The 19,999-nt window shown below is 71.9% G+C and carries 17 protein-coding genes; 9 read left to right on the forward strand and 8 right to left on the reverse strand.

Annotated features, from left to right (window positions below):
• Positions 1 to 7 precede the first annotated feature (7 nt).
• Positions 8 to 1,639: a RecQ family ATP-dependent DNA helicase gene (locus tag ACQPY0_RS11670; protein ID WP_432987761.1), complete on the forward strand. Its 1,632-nt coding sequence runs from the start codon at positions 8 to 10 to the stop codon at positions 1,637 to 1,639.
• On the opposite strand, the gene ACQPY0_RS11675 is transcribed toward ACQPY0_RS11670, so the two are convergent.
• Positions 1,608 to 3,944: a putative bifunctional diguanylate cyclase/phosphodiesterase gene (locus ACQPY0_RS11675; protein ID WP_432987764.1), complete on the reverse strand. Its 2,337-nt coding sequence runs from the start codon at positions 3,942 to 3,944 to the stop codon at positions 1,608 to 1,610. The two genes, ACQPY0_RS11670 and ACQPY0_RS11675, sit on opposite strands and share 32 nt — an antisense overlap.
• Positions 3,945 to 4,151: 207 nt before the next feature.
• Here ACQPY0_RS11675 and ACQPY0_RS11680 point away from each other — a divergent pair, with 207 nt between their 5' ends.
• The 3 genes from ACQPY0_RS11680 (at position 4,152) to ACQPY0_RS11690 (ending at position 7,222) form a co-directional block, all read left to right on the forward strand.
• Positions 4,152 to 5,153, forward strand: a complete 1,002-nt coding sequence (locus ACQPY0_RS11680) for a glycosyltransferase family 4 protein (protein ID WP_432987767.1) — start codon at positions 4,152 to 4,154, stop codon at positions 5,151 to 5,153.
• 209 nt (positions 5,154 to 5,362) lie between these two features.
• Complete coding sequence (locus ACQPY0_RS11685; protein ID WP_432987770.1) at positions 5,363 to 6,580, forward strand: hypothetical protein; 1,218 nt, start codon at positions 5,363 to 5,365, stop codon at positions 6,578 to 6,580.
• A 144-nt stretch (positions 6,581 to 6,724) separates the two neighbouring features.
• Complete coding sequence (locus ACQPY0_RS11690) at positions 6,725 to 7,222, forward strand: GtrA family protein (RefSeq protein WP_432987772.1); 498 nt, start codon at positions 6,725 to 6,727, stop codon at positions 7,220 to 7,222.
• A gap of 1,468 nt (positions 7,223 to 8,690) precedes the next feature.
• On the opposite strand, the gene ACQPY0_RS11695 is transcribed toward ACQPY0_RS11690, so the two are convergent.
• The gene (locus tag ACQPY0_RS11695) at positions 8,691 to 9,029 is read right to left on the reverse strand and encodes an STAS domain-containing protein (RefSeq protein WP_432987774.1); all 339 of its coding nucleotides are present in this window, start codon (positions 9,027 to 9,029) and stop codon (positions 8,691 to 8,693) included.
• Positions 9,030 to 9,160: 131 nt separating this feature from the next.
• Complete coding sequence (locus ACQPY0_RS11700) at positions 9,161 to 9,766, reverse strand: hypothetical protein (RefSeq protein WP_432987776.1); 606 nt, start codon at positions 9,764 to 9,766, stop codon at positions 9,161 to 9,163.
• Between the two features lie 183 nt (positions 9,767 to 9,949).
• Here ACQPY0_RS11700 and ACQPY0_RS11705 point away from each other — a divergent pair, with 183 nt between their 5' ends.
• Positions 9,950 to 10,360, forward strand: coding sequence for an SSI family serine proteinase inhibitor (locus ACQPY0_RS11705; RefSeq protein WP_432987779.1), 411 nt, complete (start codon positions 9,950 to 9,952; stop codon positions 10,358 to 10,360).
• On the opposite strand, the gene ACQPY0_RS11710 is transcribed toward ACQPY0_RS11705, so the two are convergent.
• Both ACQPY0_RS11710 and ACQPY0_RS11715 read right to left on the reverse strand, forming a co-directional pair.
• Complete coding sequence (locus ACQPY0_RS11710; RefSeq protein ID WP_432987781.1) at positions 10,350 to 11,726, reverse strand: DUF1501 domain-containing protein; 1,377 nt, start codon at positions 11,724 to 11,726, stop codon at positions 10,350 to 10,352. The two genes, ACQPY0_RS11705 and ACQPY0_RS11710, sit on opposite strands and share 11 nt — an antisense overlap.
• A 5-nt stretch (positions 11,727 to 11,731) precedes the next feature.
• On the reverse strand, positions 11,732 to 13,642 hold the full coding sequence (locus ACQPY0_RS11715) for a DUF1800 domain-containing protein (protein WP_432987784.1): 1,911 nt from the start codon (positions 13,640 to 13,642) through the stop codon (positions 11,732 to 11,734).
• 223 nt (positions 13,643 to 13,865) lie between these two features.
• Between ACQPY0_RS11715 and ACQPY0_RS11720 the strand changes: the two genes are divergently transcribed.
• A complete protein-coding gene (locus ACQPY0_RS11720; RefSeq protein WP_432987787.1) occupies positions 13,866 to 15,791 on the forward strand; it encodes an ATP-binding protein in 1,926 nt (641 codons plus the stop codon).
• On the forward strand, positions 15,788 to 16,180 hold the full coding sequence (locus ACQPY0_RS11725) for a roadblock/LC7 domain-containing protein (RefSeq protein ID WP_432987790.1): 393 nt from the start codon (positions 15,788 to 15,790) through the stop codon (positions 16,178 to 16,180). The genes ACQPY0_RS11720 and ACQPY0_RS11725 overlap by 4 nt, the downstream gene beginning before the upstream one ends.
• On the opposite strand, the gene ACQPY0_RS11730 is transcribed toward ACQPY0_RS11725, so the two are convergent.
• Positions 16,181 to 17,203, reverse strand: coding sequence for a YihY/virulence factor BrkB family protein (locus ACQPY0_RS11730; protein WP_432987792.1), 1,023 nt, complete (start codon positions 17,201 to 17,203; stop codon positions 16,181 to 16,183).
• 60 nt (positions 17,204 to 17,263) lie between these two features.
• On the reverse strand, positions 17,264 to 17,659 hold the full coding sequence (locus ACQPY0_RS11735; protein ID WP_432987794.1) for a response regulator: 396 nt from the start codon (positions 17,657 to 17,659) through the stop codon (positions 17,264 to 17,266).
• Between the two features lie 44 nt (positions 17,660 to 17,703).
• On the opposite strand from ACQPY0_RS11735, the gene ACQPY0_RS11740 reads away from it, so the two are divergent.
• Complete coding sequence (locus ACQPY0_RS11740; RefSeq protein ID WP_432987797.1) at positions 17,704 to 18,564, forward strand: hypothetical protein; 861 nt, start codon at positions 17,704 to 17,706, stop codon at positions 18,562 to 18,564.
• Here the strand turns inward: ACQPY0_RS11740 and ACQPY0_RS11745 are convergent.
• Entirely contained in the window at positions 18,507 to 18,908 is a 402-nt protein-coding gene (locus ACQPY0_RS11745) for a MerR family transcriptional regulator (protein WP_432987800.1), read from the reverse strand. The genes ACQPY0_RS11740 and ACQPY0_RS11745 overlap by 58 nt on opposite strands.
• 53 nt (positions 18,909 to 18,961) lie before the next feature.
• On the opposite strand from ACQPY0_RS11745, the gene ACQPY0_RS11750 reads away from it, so the two are divergent.
• On the forward strand, positions 18,962 to 19,930 hold the full coding sequence (locus ACQPY0_RS11750; protein ID WP_432987803.1) for an aldo/keto reductase: 969 nt from the start codon (positions 18,962 to 18,964) through the stop codon (positions 19,928 to 19,930).
• The last annotated feature ends 69 nt before the right edge of the window (positions 19,931 to 19,999 follow it).

Consider the following 19,999-nt stretch of genomic DNA (forward strand, 5'->3'; position numbering starts at 1 on the left):
GGCGCGCATGAGTGCGGAAGAACTGCGCCGTGTCGCCAAGGAGCGCTTCGGCTGGGAGCGGCTGCGCGACGAGCAGCTGCGCGCCATGGAGGCGCTGATGGCCGGCCGGGACGCGCTGGCGGTGCTGCCGACGGGTGCCGGGAAGTCCGCCATCTACCAGGTACCGGCCCCGCTGCTGCCCGGGCCGACGATCGTCGTGTCGCCGCTGCTGGCGCTGCAGCAGGACCAGATCGCGTCGCTGACCGCGCGCCACCACGAGTCACTGGTCGCCGTACGGCTCTCCTCGGCCGAGGGGCGCAGCGAGCGCGAGGAGGCGCTGGAGGCGCTCAAGGCCGGCGACGCCGAGTTCGTGTTCCTGACCCCGGAGCAGTTCGCCGACCCGGCCCGGGTCCGCCAGATCAAGGCGCTCAAGCCGAGCCTGGTCGCGGTCGACGAGGCGCACTGCGTGTCGGCCTGGGGCCACGACTTCCGCCCGGACTATCTGCAGCTCGGGCAGTTCATCCGGGAGCTGGGCCGCCCGCCGGTGGTGGCCCTGACCGCGACCGCGTCGCCGCCGGTGCGCGAGGACATCATCGAGCGGCTCGGCATGCGCGACCCGGAGGTCGTCGTCACGGGACTGGACCGGCCGAATCTGTACCTGGAGTCGGTCCACTGCCCCGACGAGGAGACCCGCTGGCGCCGCCTGGTCGCGCGCATCCGCTCCTCGGCCCCGCCCGGCATCGTCTACGCCCCGACCCGTCGCGGCACCGAGGAGCTCGCCGAGCGCCTGGTCGAGGAGGGCATCGAGGCGGTCGCGTACCACGGCGGGATGAGCGCCGGCGAGCGTGAGCGGGCCCACGAGGCATTCCTCGCCGACGAGGTGCCGGTGATGGTCGCCACGACCGCGTTCGGCATGGGCATCGACAAGCCCAACATCCGCTGGGTCAACCACGTCTCGCTGCCGGACTCGCCCGACTCCTACCTGCAGGAGATCGGCCGCGCCGGGCGCGACGGGCAGCCGGCGAACGTGCTGCTGCTGCACCGTACCGAGGACAGCGGTCTTCGGAAGTTCTTCACCAACGTCAGCGTCGACCGTGACGAGGTCGCCTCGCTCGCGGCCCTGCTGCGGGCGGCCGGCGAGCCGCTGACCCGCGACGAGCTCGAGGAGCGCACGGGGCTCGGCGAGCGCAAGCTCGGGCAGCTGCTGGCCCTGCTGGAGGAGGTCGGCGGGGCGCGGATGCTGCACGGGAGCAAGGTGAAGGCCCCGCGCTGGGCGCCGACCCCGGCCAAGGCCGCCGAGCTCGCCGAGGCCCAGGCCGAGCGGCAGCAGACGGTGTCGCGCTCGCGGCTGGACATGATGCGCAACTTCGCCGAGACCGAGCAGTGCCGGGGCGCGGCGCTGCTGGCGTACTTCGGCGAGCACCTCGACGGCACCTGCGGCCACTGCGACAACTGCACCGACGGCAGCGCCGCCGCGGGGCTGGCCGCCGCCGCGGACGCGCCGTTCCCGGTGCACAGCGAGGTCCGGCACGGCGAGTGGGGCAAGGGCGTGGTGCTGTCCTACGCGGGCGAGCAGATGACGGTGCTGTTCGAGCAGGTGGGGTACAAGACGCTCGCCGTCCCGGTCGTCAGGCAGCACCGGTTGCTGCGGAAGGCGTAGCCCGGCTCAGCACCCCGCCCGAGGCGGTCAGCACCTCGTCGAGGTCGGCCGCGGGCAGCGGCCGGGAGAAGTGGTACCCCTGGGCCTGCGGGCAGTCCAGCTCCCGCAGGCGTTCGGCCTGCTCCGGCGTCTCCACGGCCTCCGCGATCGCGGACAGGTGCAGGCTGTTGCCGAGCTCGACGATGGCCCGGGTGAACGCCATCTCCTCGGCCATCCCGCCGTCCGGCGTGAACGTCCGGTCGATCTTGAGAATGTCGACCGGCAGGTGGCGCAGGTAGGCCAGCGAGGAGTACCCGGTGCCGAAGTCGTCCACCGCGACCCGTACGCCCTCGGCCCGCAGCCGGGTCAGCAGCGCCGTCACGTCGTCGGCGGCCGAGCCGGCCGAGACCAGCACGCTCTCGGTGATCTCCAGGATGAGTACCGTGCCGGGCACCCCGGCGTCGCGCAGCGCGGCGATCACGGTCTCGGCGAAGTCGGGCTCGCGCAGCTGGCGGCCGGAGACGTTCACGGTGACCGAGATGCCGAAGCGCTCGTACCACGTGCGCACGTCCCGGCACGCGCGCCGCAGCACCCACGCGCCGATCGGCACGATCAGGCCGTGCTGCTCGGCCACCGGGATGATGTCCAGCGGCGGCACCGCGACCCCGTCGCGCGACCAGCGCAGCAGCGCCTCGACGGCGGTCACCCGCCCGGTCGCCAGGTCCACCACCGGCTGGTAGTTGACCGTGAACTCCTCGCCGGCGATGGCCCGGCGCAGCTCCGCGGCGATGCGCATGTGCTCGGTGCGCTCGGAGGCCAGGCGGGGGTCGTACGCCGTCAGCCGGTTCTTCCCGGCCGCCTTGGCCGCGTACAGCGCCAGGTCCGCGTTGCGCAGCGCCTCCGACGGCGTCGTCGGGGTCGCGAACAGCAGCGACCCGACGCTGGCGGTCACCGACAGCTCGCGCTCGTGCACGGCGAAGGGCTGCCCGAGGTCCTCGACGACCCGCCGCCCGACCCGCTCGACCCGCTGCGCGTCCGCGTCCTCCATGAGGATCGCGAACTCGTCGCCGCCGAGCCGGGCCAGCGTGTCGCAGGTGCCCACGACCCCCAGCAGCCGCGCCGCGACCTCCATGAGCAGCGCGTCGCCGGTCGGGTGGCCGTACGTATCATTGACGTCCTTGAACCCGTCGAGGTCGAGCAGCAGCAGCCCGTGCGCGGCGCTGGAGCGGGCCAGCGCGTGCTCCAGCCGCTCCTGCAGCAGCGCGCGGTTGCCCAGCCCGGTGAGCGCGTCGTGCAGCGCCCGATGGGTCAGCTGCTGGCGCAGCGCCTCCTGCTCGCGCAGCGCCTCGCCGAGCGCCGCGGCGTGCGCGTCGAGTTCGTGCACCCGCCGGTCGGCGAAGCGCACCAGCTGGCTCAGCCGGGCGATCAGCAGCACCGACGTCACCACCGACGTGGCCAGCGGGACGAGCACCCACCAGCGCGACGGCAGCGGCCGCGCCGCCAGCAGCATCGTGATGGCGACCGCGGGGCCGACGAGGGCCAGCACGGAGTACAGGTGGACGCGGTGGCGCGGGATGACCTGCTGGGAGCGCTCGGGCCGGCCGGCCGCCCCGGCCATCGAGGGGTGCAGCGCGGCGGTGCCGATGAGGGTGTACGCGCAGAGGTACAGCACCGTCGACAGGCTGTCCCCGCTCGTGCTGCCGGTCCAGGCGATCGCCGCGTAGTAGACGACGTCGCCGACGATGACGCTCGACAGCGCGCACGACACCAGCGCGTGCGCCGGGCTGCGGACACTGCTGGTGAAGATCATGCGCGCGGTGAGCACCACGAGGATCAGGTCGATCACGACGTACGTCATGTGACTCACCTCGTGCGCGACGTCCGCGCGGTGCTCGAACAGCAGCGGGTGCACGATGAACGTCCAGGCCAGCGCGGCCACGCCGGAGGCCACGATCCCGGAGTCGATGAACCGTTCGGCCCGCGGCCGGGCCGGGTCGGGCCGGACCCAGCGCAGCGTTCCGACCGCCATGAGCAGGTACGACGCCAGGAACGGCAGGTCCTTCCACGCCGGGAAGCCGATCCGGCCGCTGATCGCGTACTCGGCCCCGTACAGCAGCGCCGCCGCGACCGAGCTCCAGATCGCGGCCGCGAACACGTGCCAGCTGCGCCGGTCGCCGGGCCGGTACCGGCGCATCCCGGTGGTGACGGCCACGGCCGCGGCGATGCCCAGCAGGGTGTACAGCCCCTGCCTGGCCATGACCGGCAGAAACCCGCCGACGGCGACGGCGCCGAGCCCGAGGCCGGCATACCAGCGCCAAGCGGTCATCGGTCTCCCTGTGCGGTGACGAGGTGGAAGTTTCCTCGAAAGCGTTCGTGATCCGGATATGTCGGGCGCTTCGCACACCGACATATCCGATATTTCGGTTATGTTCGGTCTGGGCGGGGCTTCGGGCGATTCATCCGTTGTCCTATCGGCAGCCCGGCCCGCCGGTGTAAGGGGATTCGCGCGGGGGCGCGGGGGTAGGGGGCTCCGATGAAGGTCGCACTGCTCGGGCCGATCGCCTGGCGGACGCCGCCGCGCGCGTACGGCCCGTGGGAACAGGTCGTCTCCCTGCTCGCCGAGGGTCTCGTGGCCCGCGGCGTCGACGTCACGCTCTTCGCGAGCCTGGACTCGATCACCTCGGCCCGGCTCGACGGCGTCGTCGGGCGCCCGTACAACGAGGACGCCACGTACGACGGCCGCGTCTGGGAGGCCATCCACGTCGCTCACTGCTACGAGCGCAGCGGCCGCTTCGATCTCGTCCACAACCACCTCGACTGGCTGCCGCTGGCGATGAGCGAGTTCTGCCGCACGCGCCTGCTCACCACCGTGCACGGCTTCTGCTCGCCGGCGATCCTCCCGGCGTACCAGCGCTCCCGCTCGGCCTTCGTCTCGATCTCCGACGCCGACCGCGGCCCCGGCCTCGACTACGCCGCGACGATCTACCACGGCATCGACGTGCGCCAGTTCCCGTTCTGCCCGGAGCCGGGGGAGACCCTGGTCGCGTTCGGGCGCATCCACCCGGACAAGGGCACCGCGGAGGCGATCCGGATCGCCCGCACGACCGGCCGCCGCCTGCTGATCTGCGGCCCGGTGCACGATCGGGAGTACCACGCCGAGCAGGTCCTGCCGCACGTCGACGGCGAGCAGATCGTGTACGGCGGCAACGTCGGCCCGGCCGAGCGCGCCGAGATCCTGGGCTCCGCCGCGGCCCTGCTGCACCCGATCGGCTTCGCCGAGCCGTTCGGGCTGTCGGTGGTGGAGGCGATGGCCTGCGGTACCCCCGTGGTCGCCTATCCGCTCGGCTCGATGTCCGAGATCGTCGACGAGGGCGTCACCGGCTACCTGGCGGCGGGCGTCCAGGAGGCGGCCGGCGTGCTCGACGACGCGCTCAAGCTCGACCGCGCCCGGGTCCGCGCCCGCGCACTCGAACGCTTCTCCGCCGAGCGCATGGTGGCCGACTATCTGCGGCTGTACCAGCGAATCGTCGGCTGAATCCCTCAAGGCTTTCCGCGGGTGGCCGAACCTTCACAGTGTGCGGCGCCCGCGGCTTCTGACGCGGTGACGCGGACGGCTCGGCTCCGGCAGCGACGTGGCAGGCTGCCGGGGCCGACGCCATTTGTCGCACGGTCCGCATCTTTGCGTGATCGAAAGCTGGCGTTGCGTCATCGGCATCCCTAAGCTCTCGGGGGCGGAGGGATACTGTGAGTACTGTCGATGTCACCGACCGGTTGGACGAGGTCGAGCGTCTCATCGTGGGCTGGGACTTCACCAGCGCCCGCGACGAGGTCCAGCGGCTGCTGTCCGAGCCCGCCCTGTCCGACGAGGACCGGCTCACCGCGCGCCGGCTGCTCGCCGAGGTGCTGCGCGAGCTCGGCGAGCTCGACGCCGCCTACGACCTGGCGGAGGCCGTCGCCACGCAGGCCGAGCGGCGATACGGCCAGGTGGACCCGCGCACGGTCCACGCCGTCGCCGTGCTGGCCGCGGTCCGCCACGACCACGACGAGTGGGACGAGGCCGAGCGGCTCTACCACCGCGTCCTGGACAGCGGCATCGACGAGGAGGGCACCGACCCGGTCTGCCGCGCCGTGCGCCTGGCCCGGGTCAACCTGGCCCTGCTCCAGCGCGACCGCGGCGAGACGGCCCTGGCTTTGAGTATGCTCAACGCCGCCTACGTGATCCACCGCCGCGAGTACGGCGCCGAGGATCTCGACACCATCCGTATCGCGGCCGAGCTGGCGGCGCTGCAGTACGCCACCGGCGACGCCCTGCAGGCCCGCCGCCTCTTCACGCTGGCCCACGCGGCCGCCCGGGCCCGGCTGGGCACCCGCCACCCGTTCACCAAGGCCGTGGAGTGGGAGCTGGCGGCGGTCGAGCCCCCGATGCCCTCGGCCCCGGTCTCGATCGCGCCGCCGCCGACGGTCGTCGACCCGGTCGCGCCGTCCAAGCCGCCGCCCGCGCCGGCGGCGAGGTCCGTGTGGCCGCTGATGTCCGTGGTGGTCGTGCTCTTCCTGGGTGCCGTACTCGCTGGGCTTGTCCTCTGGCAACAGTTCCCGGACGCGGGCCCCCGGGCCGGCGCCTCGGCCGCCGCGGGCCTCGAGCCCAGCGTGCCGACCGCCACGCCGCCCCCGGTGTCATCGGCGCCGTCGGCGGCCCCGTCCGGCGCCGTGATCCGCGACTTACGGTTGCGCGACGGCGGCAAGGAGCTGACCGTCACCTGGGCGGCGCTCCCGGTCACGATCGTCGTCGCGCTGTCCCGCGCCGGTGCCCCCGCGACGGTGCTGGGCACCGTCCCGCCCGGCACCGCCGAGTACGTCGTGCGCGGCGTCGACCCCGCCGTCGCGTACTGCGTCGTGGTCGGCCCCCTGCAGGAGTCGGTTTCGATGACGCTCGCGGCATCCGTGTGCACGGTGGGTCGCTGAGGGGTACCGGACAGTTTTTCACTAGCAGCGGTGCGCGTGGCGCAAGGTTTGCCGGGTATAGTCGCGGCGATGCGGCTTATAGACCGGACCCTTAATCTGCTGCCGGGGCAGGTAGCGGACCTGCTCCGCAGGAAGCGCGAGACGGTGAAGTTCCTCATCGTCGGCGGCTTCTGCTACGTGGTCAGCCTGGTCCTCAACTACGGCCTACGCCTGACCGTCCTCGATGCGAAACCGGTCACCGCGCTGACGATCGCCAACGTCATCGCCACGGTGGTCTCGTATTTCCTCAACCGCGAGTGGTCCTTCCGCACCCGCGGCGGCCGCCGCCGGCACCACGAGATGCTGCTGTACTCCGTGGTCAACGGCATTGGCGTAGCGTTGAACTCGGCCCCGCTGTGGGTGGCCCAGTACATCTTCGGCCTGCACGTGCCCAACGTGAGCCGCACAGTCGAGGAGCTCTCCGACTTCATCTTCGGCATGGTGATCGGCGTAGCCTTGGCAATGGTCTTCCGCCTGTGGGCCTACCGAGTCTGGGTCTTCCCCCACGACGACGTCCGCCCAGCCCCGGCCAACCGCTACGAGGTCCCAACCCAGCCGGCCGCGGTCCCGTCCCCGGTATCGTCGGACATCTCAAACGCCTGAAGAAACTTTCCCGCGACCCAACCGGTCCTCCGAAGCCCCCCGCCGCCGCACGGGCCACTTCGGAGGACCGACCCGTTTCCAGCCCGTTCTGGTGCCCCGACTCCAACACCCCCGCTCCGGTGCTGGGTATCCGGCCGGTCAACGCGGCCCCTCCACCACCGTCCCTGCCAAGCTCCTGTTCCCGTCGACTCTGATTTCCGGCGGGCTCAATCCCGGCTCCTGCCCTCCGCTCTGGCTCCGGCAGGTTCAAGCTCTTTGCCCGGGTTTCGGCGAGTCCACGCCGCCTCGTTCGGACCCCTGCTGTGGTTCCGGGAGGTTCACGTTCCAGGGTCCGGCTCTTTGGCCGGGTTCCGGCGAGTCCACGCTCCGGCGTCCGGCTCTTTGCCCCCGGTCCCGGCGGATTCACGCCGCCCAGTCCGGCCCCTGCTGTGGTTCCTGGCAGGTTCACGCTCCAGGGCCCGACTCTTTGCCCCGGTTCCGGCTGTCGACGACGGCCGAAAAATGACCCTCTGCGGGAGGCGCGTCGCCAGAGGGTCAAATTTCGAGCGTCGTTGACGCCTGCGGGTTCATGCTCCCGGGTTCTGTCCTCTGCTGTGGTTCCGGGAGGTTCACGTTCCAGGGTCCGGCTCTTTGGCCGGGTTCCGGCGAGTCCACGCTCCGGCGTCCGGCTCTTTGCCCACGGTTCCGGCAGATTCACGCCGTTCGTTCGGCCCTCTGGCATGGTTCCCGGCGAGTCCACGTGCCCGGGTCCGTCCGACCCCTCCACCCTCGTCTTCCCGTGCGTCGTCGCCGTCTTCTGCAGCGAATCCGGCGCTCCGCGCCGGATTTATCCGTCGTCGGGCGAAAAATCCGACATGCTGCTCTCGCCGCGCGGCGGCGACGCCGTCGTGTCGGAGTGGGAGGCCCCAAGGGGTTCTTCGCCAGCGGCTCAGCTTGGCGATCCGGCGTGCGCGCCGGATTTTTCGCCCTATAAGGTAAAAATCCGGCCCGTGATCGCAGGGCCTGCAGGAGCCCATTGTCAGCGATTTGCAGCGTGACGGCGGGGGAGCGGGCACACAGAATCAGCCGCAGGCGCCCGGCTGGGACGGAGTCGACCGACTCGCGGATGCACTGAGCGCTGTCGTTCGTCGGCGGTCCAGCCTGGTTTGCTGGCCTCGCCCGCCGGCAGCGCAACTGGCTTGTTGGCGGCCCACTGGCCCGTCGGCCCGGCTCGTCGGCCCAGCTCGTCGGTCAGTCCAGCTCGTCGGTCTGGCTGGCTCGGCGTCTTGGCCGGCTCGCACCGTGCCTCACGCCCGATTTTTCTCCCGGCAGGCGAAAAATCCGGCATGGTGCTTCCCGCGGAGCGTAGTTGTGTTGGGGCTGGCCAGGGGGGACTGGGCGATGAAACGGGGAGGTGTCGCAATCAGTAACCGCGGCCGGAAACGTTCGAGCCGGGAGGTCGAGTCGCAAGCGTGGCGGGAAGGGGCCGTCAGAACGGGATGTGGTCGGTGTCCTGTTCGGCTGGGGTGCCCAGGATCTCGTGGACTCCTGCTGTGCGTAGCTGGCGGTGTACGAACGGGCTGGCTCGCCATACCACCATCCGGACGCCCTCGGCGCCTGACTCGCGTTGGGCTGCGACCAGGGCGCCCACCGCGGCCGAATCCATGAACGTCACCAGGCCCAGGTCGACCCGCAGGGCGCCGGGGCGGCGCTGCGTGGCGGCTGACACGATTTCCTGACGGAGTGTGGTCGCGTTGCTGTGGTCGATCTCACCCCGGACGGAGAGTACGGTCGATCCGTCCATCATGACGTTGGTCGTCACCGACATGCTCATGGCGTACCCCAACCTGTCACGCGAACAGCATAAAAGCACTTCCTGCCCCGCGCACGGGACAGCGTGCCGAGGTTCACCGATGTGGGGCGCCGACGGGCCGTGGCCGTGCACGGAGCGTGAAGGTCCTATCGGCCGGGAGTGGGCGGGGCGCCGGGAATGTGGTCGGGGCAGTGCAGGCGTAGCTCGCGGTAGCCGAACGGGGCGTCGACGAACCAGCAGTGGTGCGGGGCCGGCGTGCCGGGGTGGCGGTATCCGTCGAAGAACCGGCAGGACAGGCACATCCGCGTGATCGGGATGCTGCCCTGCTGCTGCAGCAGGCCGATCCGTGCGGTCACCATGCGCAGGAGGCGGGCCTGCTGATTGTCGCTCAGGCCCTCGACCTCGGCGAGCAGGCGGTCGGCCCAGTTGGCAGGGGCGGGGGTGGTGGACAGGCCGCGGTCGGTGGCGGCGACGCGCATGTCGCGGGCAGCATACGACGGGGCGGGGCTCATCTCCACCAGGCCGTCGGCGATGAGCGGGGAGAGCAGGGCCATGGTCGCGGCGACCGAGGCGCCCAGGTCCGCGGCGAGGTCGGAGAGCCGATACTCGCGGTCGCGGCGGCCCAGCAGCAGCATCACCTGGCGGTGGGCCGGCGGCAGCCCATGGTCCGGCGCCGGGCCGTCCACGGGGGCCATCGCGGCCACCCGGACCAAGCCGGCGACGAGCTTCTGGGCCTGTGCTTCCAGGGGCACGGGGCCAACCTCCGGCGGTGGAAGTGCGCGTGTAGAGCACCCTAATCCCGCGCGACGATCAACGGGGAGCAAGGCCCGCATGAATCCAGCACGGGCAGTACCGAAAAATCATGAAATGTCCGGAAAATTCGCCGGTCCGGCGTAGACTCTCCGCACGGGTCAACGCGCGAACAGGGGACACGAATGGGTGTAACGCGAGCGGTCGCGGCAGCGTCGATGCTGCTGGCGGCGGTCGGCGCGGTCGAGGCGGCGAGTGCGGGGGCGGCCCAGGCCGCGAGCGGACCGAAGCCGATCCAGCTCGTGCTCACCGTCGCCAAGGGCGATTCGACGCAGCCCGCCCAGCGCCGCGCCTCGCTGCGCTGCCAGCCCGCGGGCGGCAGCCACCACCAGGCGCGCGAGGCGTGCGCGCAGCTCGCCAGGGTCGGCGGGCGCTTCGACAAGCTGCAGCTGGGCGGCGGCCTGTGCACGATGCAGTGGGACCCGGTGACGGTGACCGCGAGCGGCCGCTGGAAGGGGCGCAAGGTGGCGTACCAGCACACCTTCGGCAACGCGTGCACCCTGCAGACGACGACGGGCCCCGTGTTCAGCCTTTGAAGACGTCGAGGGTCTTGAAGTCGTGGTTGGGGAAGATGGCGGCTGAGTCGCCGACGCTGAAGCGCTTCTTGAGCATCTCGGCCAGGATGTCGCGGTAGTCGTTGGCGCCGGCCACGTCGCCCTGGTCGAGCGCCGATGCGGCCAGGCCCGGCCAGTTGCCGTGCACCTTGCCGCCGTTGAGGCCGCCGCCGAAGAGCAGCATCGCGTTGCCGTGGCCGTGGTCGACGCCGGCGTTGCCGTTCTCCTGCACGCGGCGGCCGAACTCGCTCATCGTGATGACGGTCGTGTTGTCCAGCAGCGGGCCGATGTCGGTGCAGAACGCGCCGATCGCCTCGCAGAGGTTGGTCAGCGAGTTCTTCATGTCGCCGCCGCCGACGCCGCCGAGGTTGGTGTGCATGTCCCAGCCGCCGACGTCGAGGGCGGCGATGCGCAGCCCGACGCCGGCCTTGAGCAGCTGGGCGATGTCGCGCAGCCGGTCCGCGAGGCCGCCGCCGGGATACGTCACGCCCTCGGCCGGCCGGTACTGCGTCGTGGCGAGCTTCTGCGCGGTGTTGATCGCCTGCAGCGTCGAGCCCGCAGTGCTCGCGAGCGGGTGGTCGAGGCCGGTGTACAGCGTCTTGAGCGCCTCCATCGTCTGGCTGCGCATGTTGTCGTTGTCGATGCGGAAGTCCCGCATGCCGTTGAGCACGATCGCCTGCTCGCCGCCGACGAGCGAGCGGGGCAGCGCCGATCCCTGTGCGATGGCGCGGAACGTGGTGCCCGGCCCCATCTGCGCCAGCACGCGGTCGAGCCAGCCGGTGCGCACCGCGACCGAGGCGGCCCCGCGTTCGAGCGCGTCCTGGGCCTGGAAGTGGCTGCGGCTCGCGTCGGGGGAGGCCACGGCGTGTACGGCCGCCATCTTGCCGGCGTCCCACAGCGGGTACAGCGCCGTCATCGCCGGGTTGAGCCCGAACCCGCGCCCGGCCGGCTTCATCGCCGCCATCGGCACCGCGATGTTCGGCCGCATCTGCTTGTAGTTCGCGTCGTCGCCGGGCGCCACGACCGACAGCCCGTCCATCCCGCCGCGCAGGAAGATGACGATGAGCGTGTTCTTGTTGTCCTCGGGCGCGGCGAACGAGACCCGGCTGGTCACCAGCTGGGTGCCGAGCGCCGCGACGCCGACGAAGCCCGCGCCCTGCACGAGCCGGCGGCGGGTGAAGCCCCTGCTCCACTTGTCGCGTTCGGCGGCGAGCTCGTCGGTGACCTTCTCGGCGTGGACGCGGATCGCCGCCTCGCACAGGTTGGGCCCGTGCCGCCGCAGCTCCTCGAGGCTCTGAGGACGGCGCTCACCCTCCGGGAAGTCCGGGAAGTCCGGGAAGTCGGTCATGTCCCTCACCGCAGCGCGTGGTAGACGGAGTCGAGGACCAGCGGGGCCAGCAGGGGCAGCTTGCCGCCGAGGTTGGTGTCGGTGATGCGGGTGTCGGCCTTGGCCCCGAGGAACTTGATGAGCGCGTCCTTCTCGGCGGGCTGCATCGGCTGGAAGAGCAGTCGGTTGGCGAGCACGTCGAGATACGTGCCGAGCGTCGCGGCCGGCTGTGTGACCAGGCTGTCGGCCTTGGGGTTGGCCAGGCCCTTCCACGACTGCTGCAGGAACATGCGGTGCGCGTTCCAGGTCTCCAGCATGCCCGCCGCCGAGCTCCACGCCGTGGCCACGTCCGGGTAGCCGTCCGGCGGGCCCCAGCCCAGCGGTGGCTGCCCGAGTTTGTTGGTGAAGTTGTACAGGTCCTCGAGCGCCTTGGCGGTGTCCGTGCCCGGCGCGGTGCCGACCACCCGCCCCGTGGCGATGAAGTTCTCCAGCGGCCGGCGCGTCTTGAGGCCGGTGGCGATCCAGAACTCCAGCGAGCGGAACAGCACCTTGAGCACCGGCACGACGGCCGAGCCGCTTTCCTGGTACGCCTTGGCGAGCCGGTCCACCAGCCCCTGCGGCGGGGTGTCGCACACGAAGCGCACGCAGAGCTTGCGGGCCACGTATCGGGCCGTCGACGGGTGGGTGGCCAGGTACAGCAGATAGGCGTCCCCGACCGCGAGCCCGTCCGTGCGGGACTTGTTGGCGTGCTGGAAGCCCAGCACCTTCACCGCGCCGGTCCGGTGGCGGTTCTGCTCGTACTTGAACGTGCCCTCGCGCGTCGCGGTGCGCCCGGTCATGAGGTACGCCGAGTTGCGCACGTCCTTCTCGTTGTACCCGCCGTCGATGCCGACGGTGTGCAGCTCCAGCAGCTCGCGCCCGTAGTTCTCGTTGACGTTGCGCTGGTCCGAGGAGGTGTTGTCCAGGTAGCGCATCATCGCCGGGTCGCGCGCCGAGGCGATGAGCATGTCGGAGAACTTGCCCAGCGCGTGCTTGCGGATGACGCCCGAGTCGTACGGCCCGCGCACGTCCCAGCCGCCGTCGAACGGGCTGGTCACGTTGAGGTGGTTGTTCCAGAAGTCGACCATCACCTCGAACAGCTGCCGGCTGCTCCACATCTGCCGGGCGATGACCGCGCGGGAGAGCTCCATCATCGGCTTGCCGTCGCCGTCCTTGACCGACGAGCGGATCTGCGCGGTCGTCATGGTGACGGTCGGCACGGCCTTGAGCGCGGCGTCGGCGACCGGATCGGGGATCTTGTCCGGCTCCAGCTGCTGGTCGATCCAGGCGTCGATGCCGATCTGCTTGACCAGCGCCACGTCGGCCGGGGTCGCTCCGAAGGTCGCGCGGCGCAGCAGGTGCAGCACCGGGTCGCGGGTGAGCGGGGTCGGGAAGCGCGGGGTGGCGCGCATCGCGGCGACCGCGGCCGCCGAGGGCGTGTCGGCGGTGCCGGAAGCGCCGAGGTCGTTGAGGTCGCCCTGGCCGCTGGTGTAGCTCGCGTCGCGGTTGGAGAACGAGCCGGCGTCGTGCGGGGAGATGTTGCCGCCGCCGCTGCCGGTCTTGACGAAGTCGTCGGGGTCGGCCGCGGGCGGGCCGAAGACGGCCGCGGCCGTCGTGCCGAGCGCGCCGAGGGCGACCGCGCCGCCGCCGAGGGCCATGAGCGCCTGCCGGCGGTTGCGGGTCAGCTCGTGCAGGGCGGGGCGCCCGGTGCGCAGCCAGGCCGGAGCGGGGCCCCGGCTCGGCTGGGCCGGCTTCGCGGCCGGCTGCCGCGGGGCTTCCTCCTTCGCCGACTGCAGGACGCGCGGCATGGGAAACTCGCCGGTGTAGTCGGAGAAGAACGCGCCCTTCACCTTCTTGGGCGCGTCGCCCGGGTCATCCGGGAAGAGCCGTTCGGCCACGCCTGCAGAATCTAGTGAGCGCCGGTTCGGGCCTCAAGCGGCCAGGTGCGAGCACGGTTCAACTTTGTCTTTCTTCTCGCTTAAGTGCCCGGCCTTCCGCGCAAAAGCGGGTGAAACCGGCAGCGTGAGCTGGATGAATCGTGATTACCAAAAGTCATCTATTCCGTACTCCCTGCGAGGGGTGGTACGTATGAGTGACCGGACATGAGGTCAGGGGGTAGCGGTGCCGATCGATGCTGCGCCCAGTCGTCGTCCCCGATTCCTGCTCGCGCTGCTGCTGCCGGTGGCCGGGCTGCTGGCGCTCGCGGGCGTGGCCGCCTACGCGTACGCCGGGCAGAACGGCCGCCTGGCCGACCCGCGCCCCGCGATCGCGGCCGGCGTCGCGGCCGACACGGCGGCCACCGCCCTCGGCGCCGAGCGCTACGCCGCCGCCCGCGTGCTGCTGTCCGGCACCGGCGAGGCGAAGGTCGCGCTGCAGGAGAAGATCGCCGCCGCCGACCCGGCCCTGCGGGACCTGCGCGCCCGGGCCGCGGCCGCCGGCCTGCTCACCCCGGCGCTCGTCGCGGAGCTCGACGCCCTGGGCGACCTGCGCACCCGGGCCGCCGCCGGCTCGCCCGGGGTGGGGGCGGGGGAGTTCCTCCTGCAATACACCCAGCTGATCGCCGACGTGGTGGAGCTGCGGCAGGACACCACCCGCCGCCCTGCCCCGCCGTCCGTCGCGGCCGCCGCCCGTGCGTCGGGCTGGCTCGCCGTCGCCCGCGAGCAGCTCGCCCAGATCCAGCTCCTCGACCTGCGCGGCGACGACACCCCCGCCTGGCACGAGAGCCTCGCCGCGCACCAGGCCGCCCACCTCGACGCCCTGCGCCGCTTCGGCGAGAGCGTGCCCCCGGCGTGGCGCGACCGCCTGGCCCGGGTCCCGTCCGGCCTGGCCGGCGACGCCCAGCCGGCCCTGGACGCGCTGAGCACCCTGGCCGCGTCCGCGGGCGCCGACGAGGCCGCCCTCGCCCGCGCCGCCCGCGACGAGCAGAACCGCACCCTGATCGCCGGCCTGGTGGCCGTTCTGGCCCTGGTCGCGGCGTCGATCGCCCTGGCCGTGCGCACCGCGCGGACCCCGCGCCGGGTCGCGCCGGTGCTGCTCGACGTGGACTCCGACATCCACGTCGTACGCGAGGAGGCCGCCCGCGCCGTCGCCGAGCAGGCCGCCCTGCGCGCCGGCACCTCGGCCGCCGTGATCGGCCTGGCCCGCCGCAGCCAGCACCTCGCCGACGAGTTGGTCCATCACCTCGACGCCGCCGAGCGCGACGAGGCCGACCCGGACCGCCTGGCCCAGCTGTTCGCCCTGGACCACCTCGCGACGCGGATCCGCCGCGACAACCAGAGCCTGCTCGTGCTGACCGGCGCCGACACGTCCGTCGGCCGCCGCGACCCGGTCACCCTGCTGGACCTGGTCCGCGCCGCCCAGTCCCGCATCGAGGACTACCCCCGCATCGAATACGTCCGGGTCGCCGCCGACGTCCACATCGCGCCCGAGGCCGTCGATGACGTCGTACACCTGCTGGCCGAGCTCTTCGACAACGCCACCCGCAACGGCCCGCCCGACCGCCCGGTCCTGGTGGAGGCCCGCCGCGCCGGCGCCGGCGCCGTGATCGAGATCGCCGACCGCGGCCCGGGCCTGCCCGCCCCGGCCCTGGCCGAGCACAACGCGCGCCTCGCCGACCCGCCGCCGCTCGACGCCGCCGAGGCGCACCGCCTGGGCTTCGCGGTCGTCGCCCGGCTGGCGGCCCGTCACGGGCTCACCGTCACCCTGCGCCCGCCGCCGTCGGGCCGCGGCCTGCGCGCGATCGTCCAGCTGCCGCCGGCCCTGGTGCTGAGCGCCCCGCTGCCGGCCGTGGACCCGCCGGTGGTGCGCCGCCTCCCGCCGCGCCCGTTCGAACGCGGCCAGGCGCTGCCGGGCGGCGAGCCGGTCGACGTGCCGCACCCGCGCTCGACCCTCGTCCCCGTCGTCCGGGGTCCCGTACGCACGCCCGATGGCCCTACCGTGGACCTCGAGCCCGAGGCCGTCCGGGATCTCCTGACCGGCTACCAGCAGGCGGCCACCCCGCATCCGGTGACCGCGGCCACGAACACGGAAGGACCTCCTGCGGCATGACACCGACCACCGGGCTGGACTGGCTGCTGAGCGGCTTCACGCAACGCGTCGTCGGCGTTCGCCACACGGTGGCCGTCTCGGGCGACGGACTGCTGGTCGCCGCCTCCAACGAGCTGCCGCCCGAGCGCGCCGACCAGCTTGCCGCCATGGTCGCCGGAGTGGTCAGCCTGGCCCAGGGCCTGTCCGCCTGCACCGCGTCGGGCCCGGTGCTGCGCACCATCGTGGAGATGGACCGCAGCCTGCTGTTCGTCATGGCGCTGGGCGAGGGCGACAACCTGGCCAGCCTCGCGGCCATGGTCCAGCCGGGCTGCGACGTGGGGCAGGTGGCCTTCGAGATGTCGGGCCTCGTCGAGCAGGTCGGCGCCGCCCTGACCCCGTCGACCCGCTGATCAGTTCAGGCCGGTCTGCTGGTCCTTGTTGACGCTGCGGTCGTCCCGCAGCGGCACGTAGGGCTCGTCCTCGGCCGCCAGTCCGGCCTCCATCGCCCGGCCCCGCTCCAGCTCCGCGTCGAACTCGGCGCCGAGCAGGATCGCGATGTTGGAGATCCACAACCAGACGAGGAAGGCGATGATCCCGCCGAGCGTGCCGTACGTCTTGTTGTAGGAGCTGAAGTTCGAGACGTAGACGGCGAACGCGCCGGAGGCGATCAGCCAGATGAACACGGCCAGCACGCCGCCGGGCGTGATCCAGCGGAACCCGTGCTGGCGGGCGTTCGGCGCCGCCCAGTACAGGATCGCCAGGATCAGCATCACCACGACCAGCAGCGCCGGCCACTTCACGATGTCGAAGATCTGCACCGACTCCTTGGACAGCCCGACCCACCCGCCGGCCTGCTCCGCGAACCGGCCGGTGAACACGACGCTCAGCGCCGCCGCAGCGATCAGCGTGCCGACCGCGATGGTGATCCCGAGCCGGATCGGCAGCACCTTCCAGATCGGCCGCCCCTCCGGCACGTCGTAGATGGCGTTGGAGGCGCGCATGAACGCCCCGACGTATCCGGATGCCGTCCAGATCGCGCCCAGCAGGCCGATGACGGCGAGGAGACCCGCCACGTGCGAGCCCCGCTTCAGCTCGGTGATCGCGGCGGTCATCGGCCCCGCGATCGAGGCCGGGAAGAGCGCCTGAGCATTGTTCAGTACCGCATCCTGGGTCGTGTCGGTCAACAGCAGCCCCGAAACCGACAACAGCACCAGAATGCCCGGGAAGATGGACAGGACGCCGTAGTACGTCAGCGCGGCGGCCCAGTCGGTGAGGTTGTCGTTGTTGAACTCCTTGACGGTGCGTTTGAGCACCCCCAGCCACGAGCGCCGGCTCAGGCGCGTGGGCCGATCGGGCCCGCCCGGGACCGGATCGTCCGAGGGCTGCGCCTCGGTGACCGAGTCGTCAGAAGGCTCAGAAGGCTTGGCAGTCATCGAGTGCGCCACCTCCCGGGGACACGGTGTAAGGACCCTATGCCCCGCGGTGACCGCCCGTTAACGTTCCGGGGCGACCCTTCCGGCCCTGATGAGTGCCGTCTGCACGGTGTCGACCAGTTCGGTGGCGCGAAACGGCTTGGCGATGACGGACGCGTCCGGGCCGAGCTCGATGACGGCGGCGTCGAAGTACGGCAGCCCCGACATGTACATGATCATCGCGTCCGGGCTGCTGGCGCGCACCGCCTCGGCGACCTGGGTGCCGGAGCCGTCGTTGAGCTTCAGGTCGGTGATCGCCAGGTCGATGCCCTTGGGGTGCTCGGCCAGGCAGCGCTGGGCCCCGGCCAGCCCCGAAGCGGTCAGCACCTCGGCGCCGGCCCGGCTGAGCACCCTGCGCACGATCTCGCACAGATCCGGCTCGTCGTCGACGACCAGGACGCGAAGGTGCTCCAGCATGCCCCCACGATAAGCCGCGAGCCCGGATGTTAGCGTGCGGTTCCATGAACGGCGCGGGACGCTCGCTGAGCGACCTCGTGCGGTTCGAGCGCCCGCCGCCGCCCACCCCGGCGAGCCGCCGGCTGCGCCGGCTCCTGCTGCTCACGGCCGTGGCGACCGTCGTGGTCGACGTGATCAATCTGCGGTACTCCGCCGAGGCCGGCTTCGGCCTGGGCGTACGCACGTTCTGGGCGATCCTGCGCGCGATCGGCTTGCTGTTGCTGATGCGCGAGGTGCGCCTCGGCCGGCTCACGGCGCGCCCGCTCGGCCTGATCCTGGCCGTGACCACGGTGTTCGCCTCGGCGCGGCTGGTCCAGCCGAAGGAGGGCGCCCTCCTGCCCCGTGTCCCGGTCATCGTCGGCCTCGTCGTGGTCGCGGCCCTGTGCGCGGCGGTCCTCTGGCAGCTGTTCCGCTCGCCCGGCATCGACGAGCACCTCACCCGCCGCCAGCCCCGGCGAGTGGTACCGCCGTGGGTCCTCACGGCCCGCGTCGCCGCGCTGTCCTACTCCGCGCTGATGCTCGTGCCGTGCCTGGTCGCGCTCGGCTCGCTGTTCGACATCCCACGCCTGCGGCCGGAGATCTCGGTGCCGCTGGTGGTCTCCTGGTTCGTCCTGGGCCTGGCGATCGGCCTGGTGGCGGGCATCATCAGCTTCGTGGCCCTGTTCGGGCACGGCTGGGCCCGCCTGCTGCTCGGCTGCATCTCCGCGTTCGTGCTGCTGGTGCAGCCCACGCTGTGCTACCTGCTCCTGGGCGCGGACGGCCTGATCCGCGACGGCGCGCCGATGGTTCTGGCCGCCCTGGTCTGCCTCTACGGCCTGGCCCGCTCCCGCCGGACCGGCAGGTCCCGCGAGTCGCCCTCCGCGTAGAGCTTGATCTTCGTCTCGATGCTCTCCAGGTCGGCCCGCAGCCCCGCGATCCGGTCGAGCACCTGCTGGCGATGCTCCTCCAGCAGCACCCGCCGCGCCTCGAACGTCGCCGGCCCGCTGCGGCACAGCTGCGCGTAGCGGCGCATCTCCGCGATCGACATCCCGGTCGCCCGCAGCCGGGTGAGGATTCGCAACATGCCCAGGTCGAGCTCCGAGTATCGGCGATGCCCGTTCGTGCCGCGCGACGGCGGGCTCAGCAGCCCCGCGCGCTCGTAGTAGCGCAGCGTGTGCGCGGTCAGCCCGGTGTGCTCGGCCACTTCCGCGATGGTGAACCCGGCTTCCATGTTTTCGCAGTGTATTTGACTTCGAGCGCGCTCCAAGGGGGAACGTAGGGGGCATGCGAACGAGAAACCTCGGTGCACTGACCACCTCGGCGCTCGGCCTCGGCTGCATGGGCATGAGCGAGTTCTACGGCCCCGGCGACGACGCCGAGTCCATCGCCACCATCCACCGCGCGCTCGACCTGGGCGTGACGCTGCTGGACACCGCGGACATGTACGGCCCGTTCACCAACGAGCAGCTCGTCGGCCGCGCCATCGCCGACCGGCGCGACCAGGTGGTGCTGGCCACCAAGTTCGGCATCCAGCGCGAGGGCGGCGCGCGCCGGATCAACGGCAGCCCCGAGTACGTCCGCCGGGCCGTCGACTCGTCGCTGCAGCGCCTCGGCGTCGAGCACATCGACCTGTACTACCAGCACCGCGTCGACCCGACCGTCCCCGTCGAGGAGACCTGGGGCGCCCTGTCCGAGGCGGTCGCCGCGGGCAAGGTCCGCCACCTGGGCATCTCCGAAGCCTCGGCGCAGAGCGTCCGGCGCGCCCACGCCGTGCACCCGGTCACGGCCGGCCAGTACGAATACTCGCAGTGGAGCCGCGACCCCGAGGACGAGATCCTCCCGCTGTTCCGCGAGCTCGGCATCGGCCTGGTCGCCTACAGCCCGCTCGGCCGCGGCTTCCTCAGCGGCGAGATCACCAGCCCCGACCAGTTCGGCCCCGGCGACTTCCGGGCCACCAACCCCCGCTTCCAGGGCGAGAACTTCCAGAAGAACCTGGATCTGGTCACCGAGGTACGCCAGCTGGCCGAGGCCAAGGGCGTCACCGCCGCCCAGCTCGCCCTGGCATGGGTCCTCGCGCAGGGCGACGACATCGTGCCCATCCCGGGAACCAAGCGCCGCAAGTACGTCGAGCAGAACACCGCGGCCCTGGACGTCGAGCTCACGGCGGACGACCTGGCCGCCATCGAGAAACTCTCCATCGGCCGCGGGGTGGCGGGCGCCCGCTACGCCGAGATGGGCTCCCTCAACAGGTGACCTGAGGCGCTCGCCGTTTCGACGAACTCCGCCGGGGTGCTGGCGCCGGCGGGGTTCGCCCCGTACGCT

This window comes from Dactylosporangium sp. CA-233914, from assembly GCF_050942935.1.
Lineage (GTDB): Bacteria > Actinomycetota > Actinomycetes > Mycobacteriales > Micromonosporaceae > Dactylosporangium.

Bases quoted from the DNA above. Each gene is read 5' to 3' on its own strand.
- ACQPY0_RS11725 (WP_432987790.1), top strand. From the start codon at position 15,788: ATGACACCGACCACCGGGCTGGACTGGCTGCTGAGCGGCTTCACGCAA.
- ACQPY0_RS11710 (WP_432987781.1), bottom strand. From the start codon at position 11,726: ATGACCGACTTCCCGGACTTCCCGGACTTCCCGGAGGGTGAGCGCCGT.
- ACQPY0_RS11740 (WP_432987797.1), top strand. From the start codon at position 17,704: ATGAACGGCGCGGGACGCTCGCTGAGCGACCTCGTGCGGTTCGAGCGC.
- ACQPY0_RS11675 (WP_432987764.1), bottom strand. From the start codon at position 3,944: ATGACCGCTTGGCGCTGGTATGCCGGCCTCGGGCTCGGCGCCGTCGCC.
- ACQPY0_RS11750 (WP_432987803.1), top strand. From the start codon at position 18,962: ATGCGAACGAGAAACCTCGGTGCACTGACCACCTCGGCGCTCGGCCTC.
- ACQPY0_RS11705 (WP_432987779.1), top strand. From the start codon at position 9,950: ATGGGTGTAACGCGAGCGGTCGCGGCAGCGTCGATGCTGCTGGCGGCG.
- ACQPY0_RS11745 (WP_432987800.1), bottom strand. From the start codon at position 18,908: ATGGAAGCCGGGTTCACCATCGCGGAAGTGGCCGAGCACACCGGGCTG.
- ACQPY0_RS11670 (WP_432987761.1), top strand. From the start codon at position 8: ATGAGTGCGGAAGAACTGCGCCGTGTCGCCAAGGAGCGCTTCGGCTGG.
- ACQPY0_RS11680 (WP_432987767.1), top strand. From the start codon at position 4,152: ATGAAGGTCGCACTGCTCGGGCCGATCGCCTGGCGGACGCCGCCGCGC.
- ACQPY0_RS11730 (WP_432987792.1), bottom strand. From the start codon at position 17,203: ATGACTGCCAAGCCTTCTGAGCCTTCTGACGACTCGGTCACCGAGGCG.
- ACQPY0_RS11695 (WP_432987774.1), bottom strand. From the start codon at position 9,029: ATGTCGGTGACGACCAACGTCATGATGGACGGATCGACCGTACTCTCC.
- ACQPY0_RS11735 (WP_432987794.1), bottom strand. From the start codon at position 17,659: ATGCTGGAGCACCTTCGCGTCCTGGTCGTCGACGACGAGCCGGATCTG.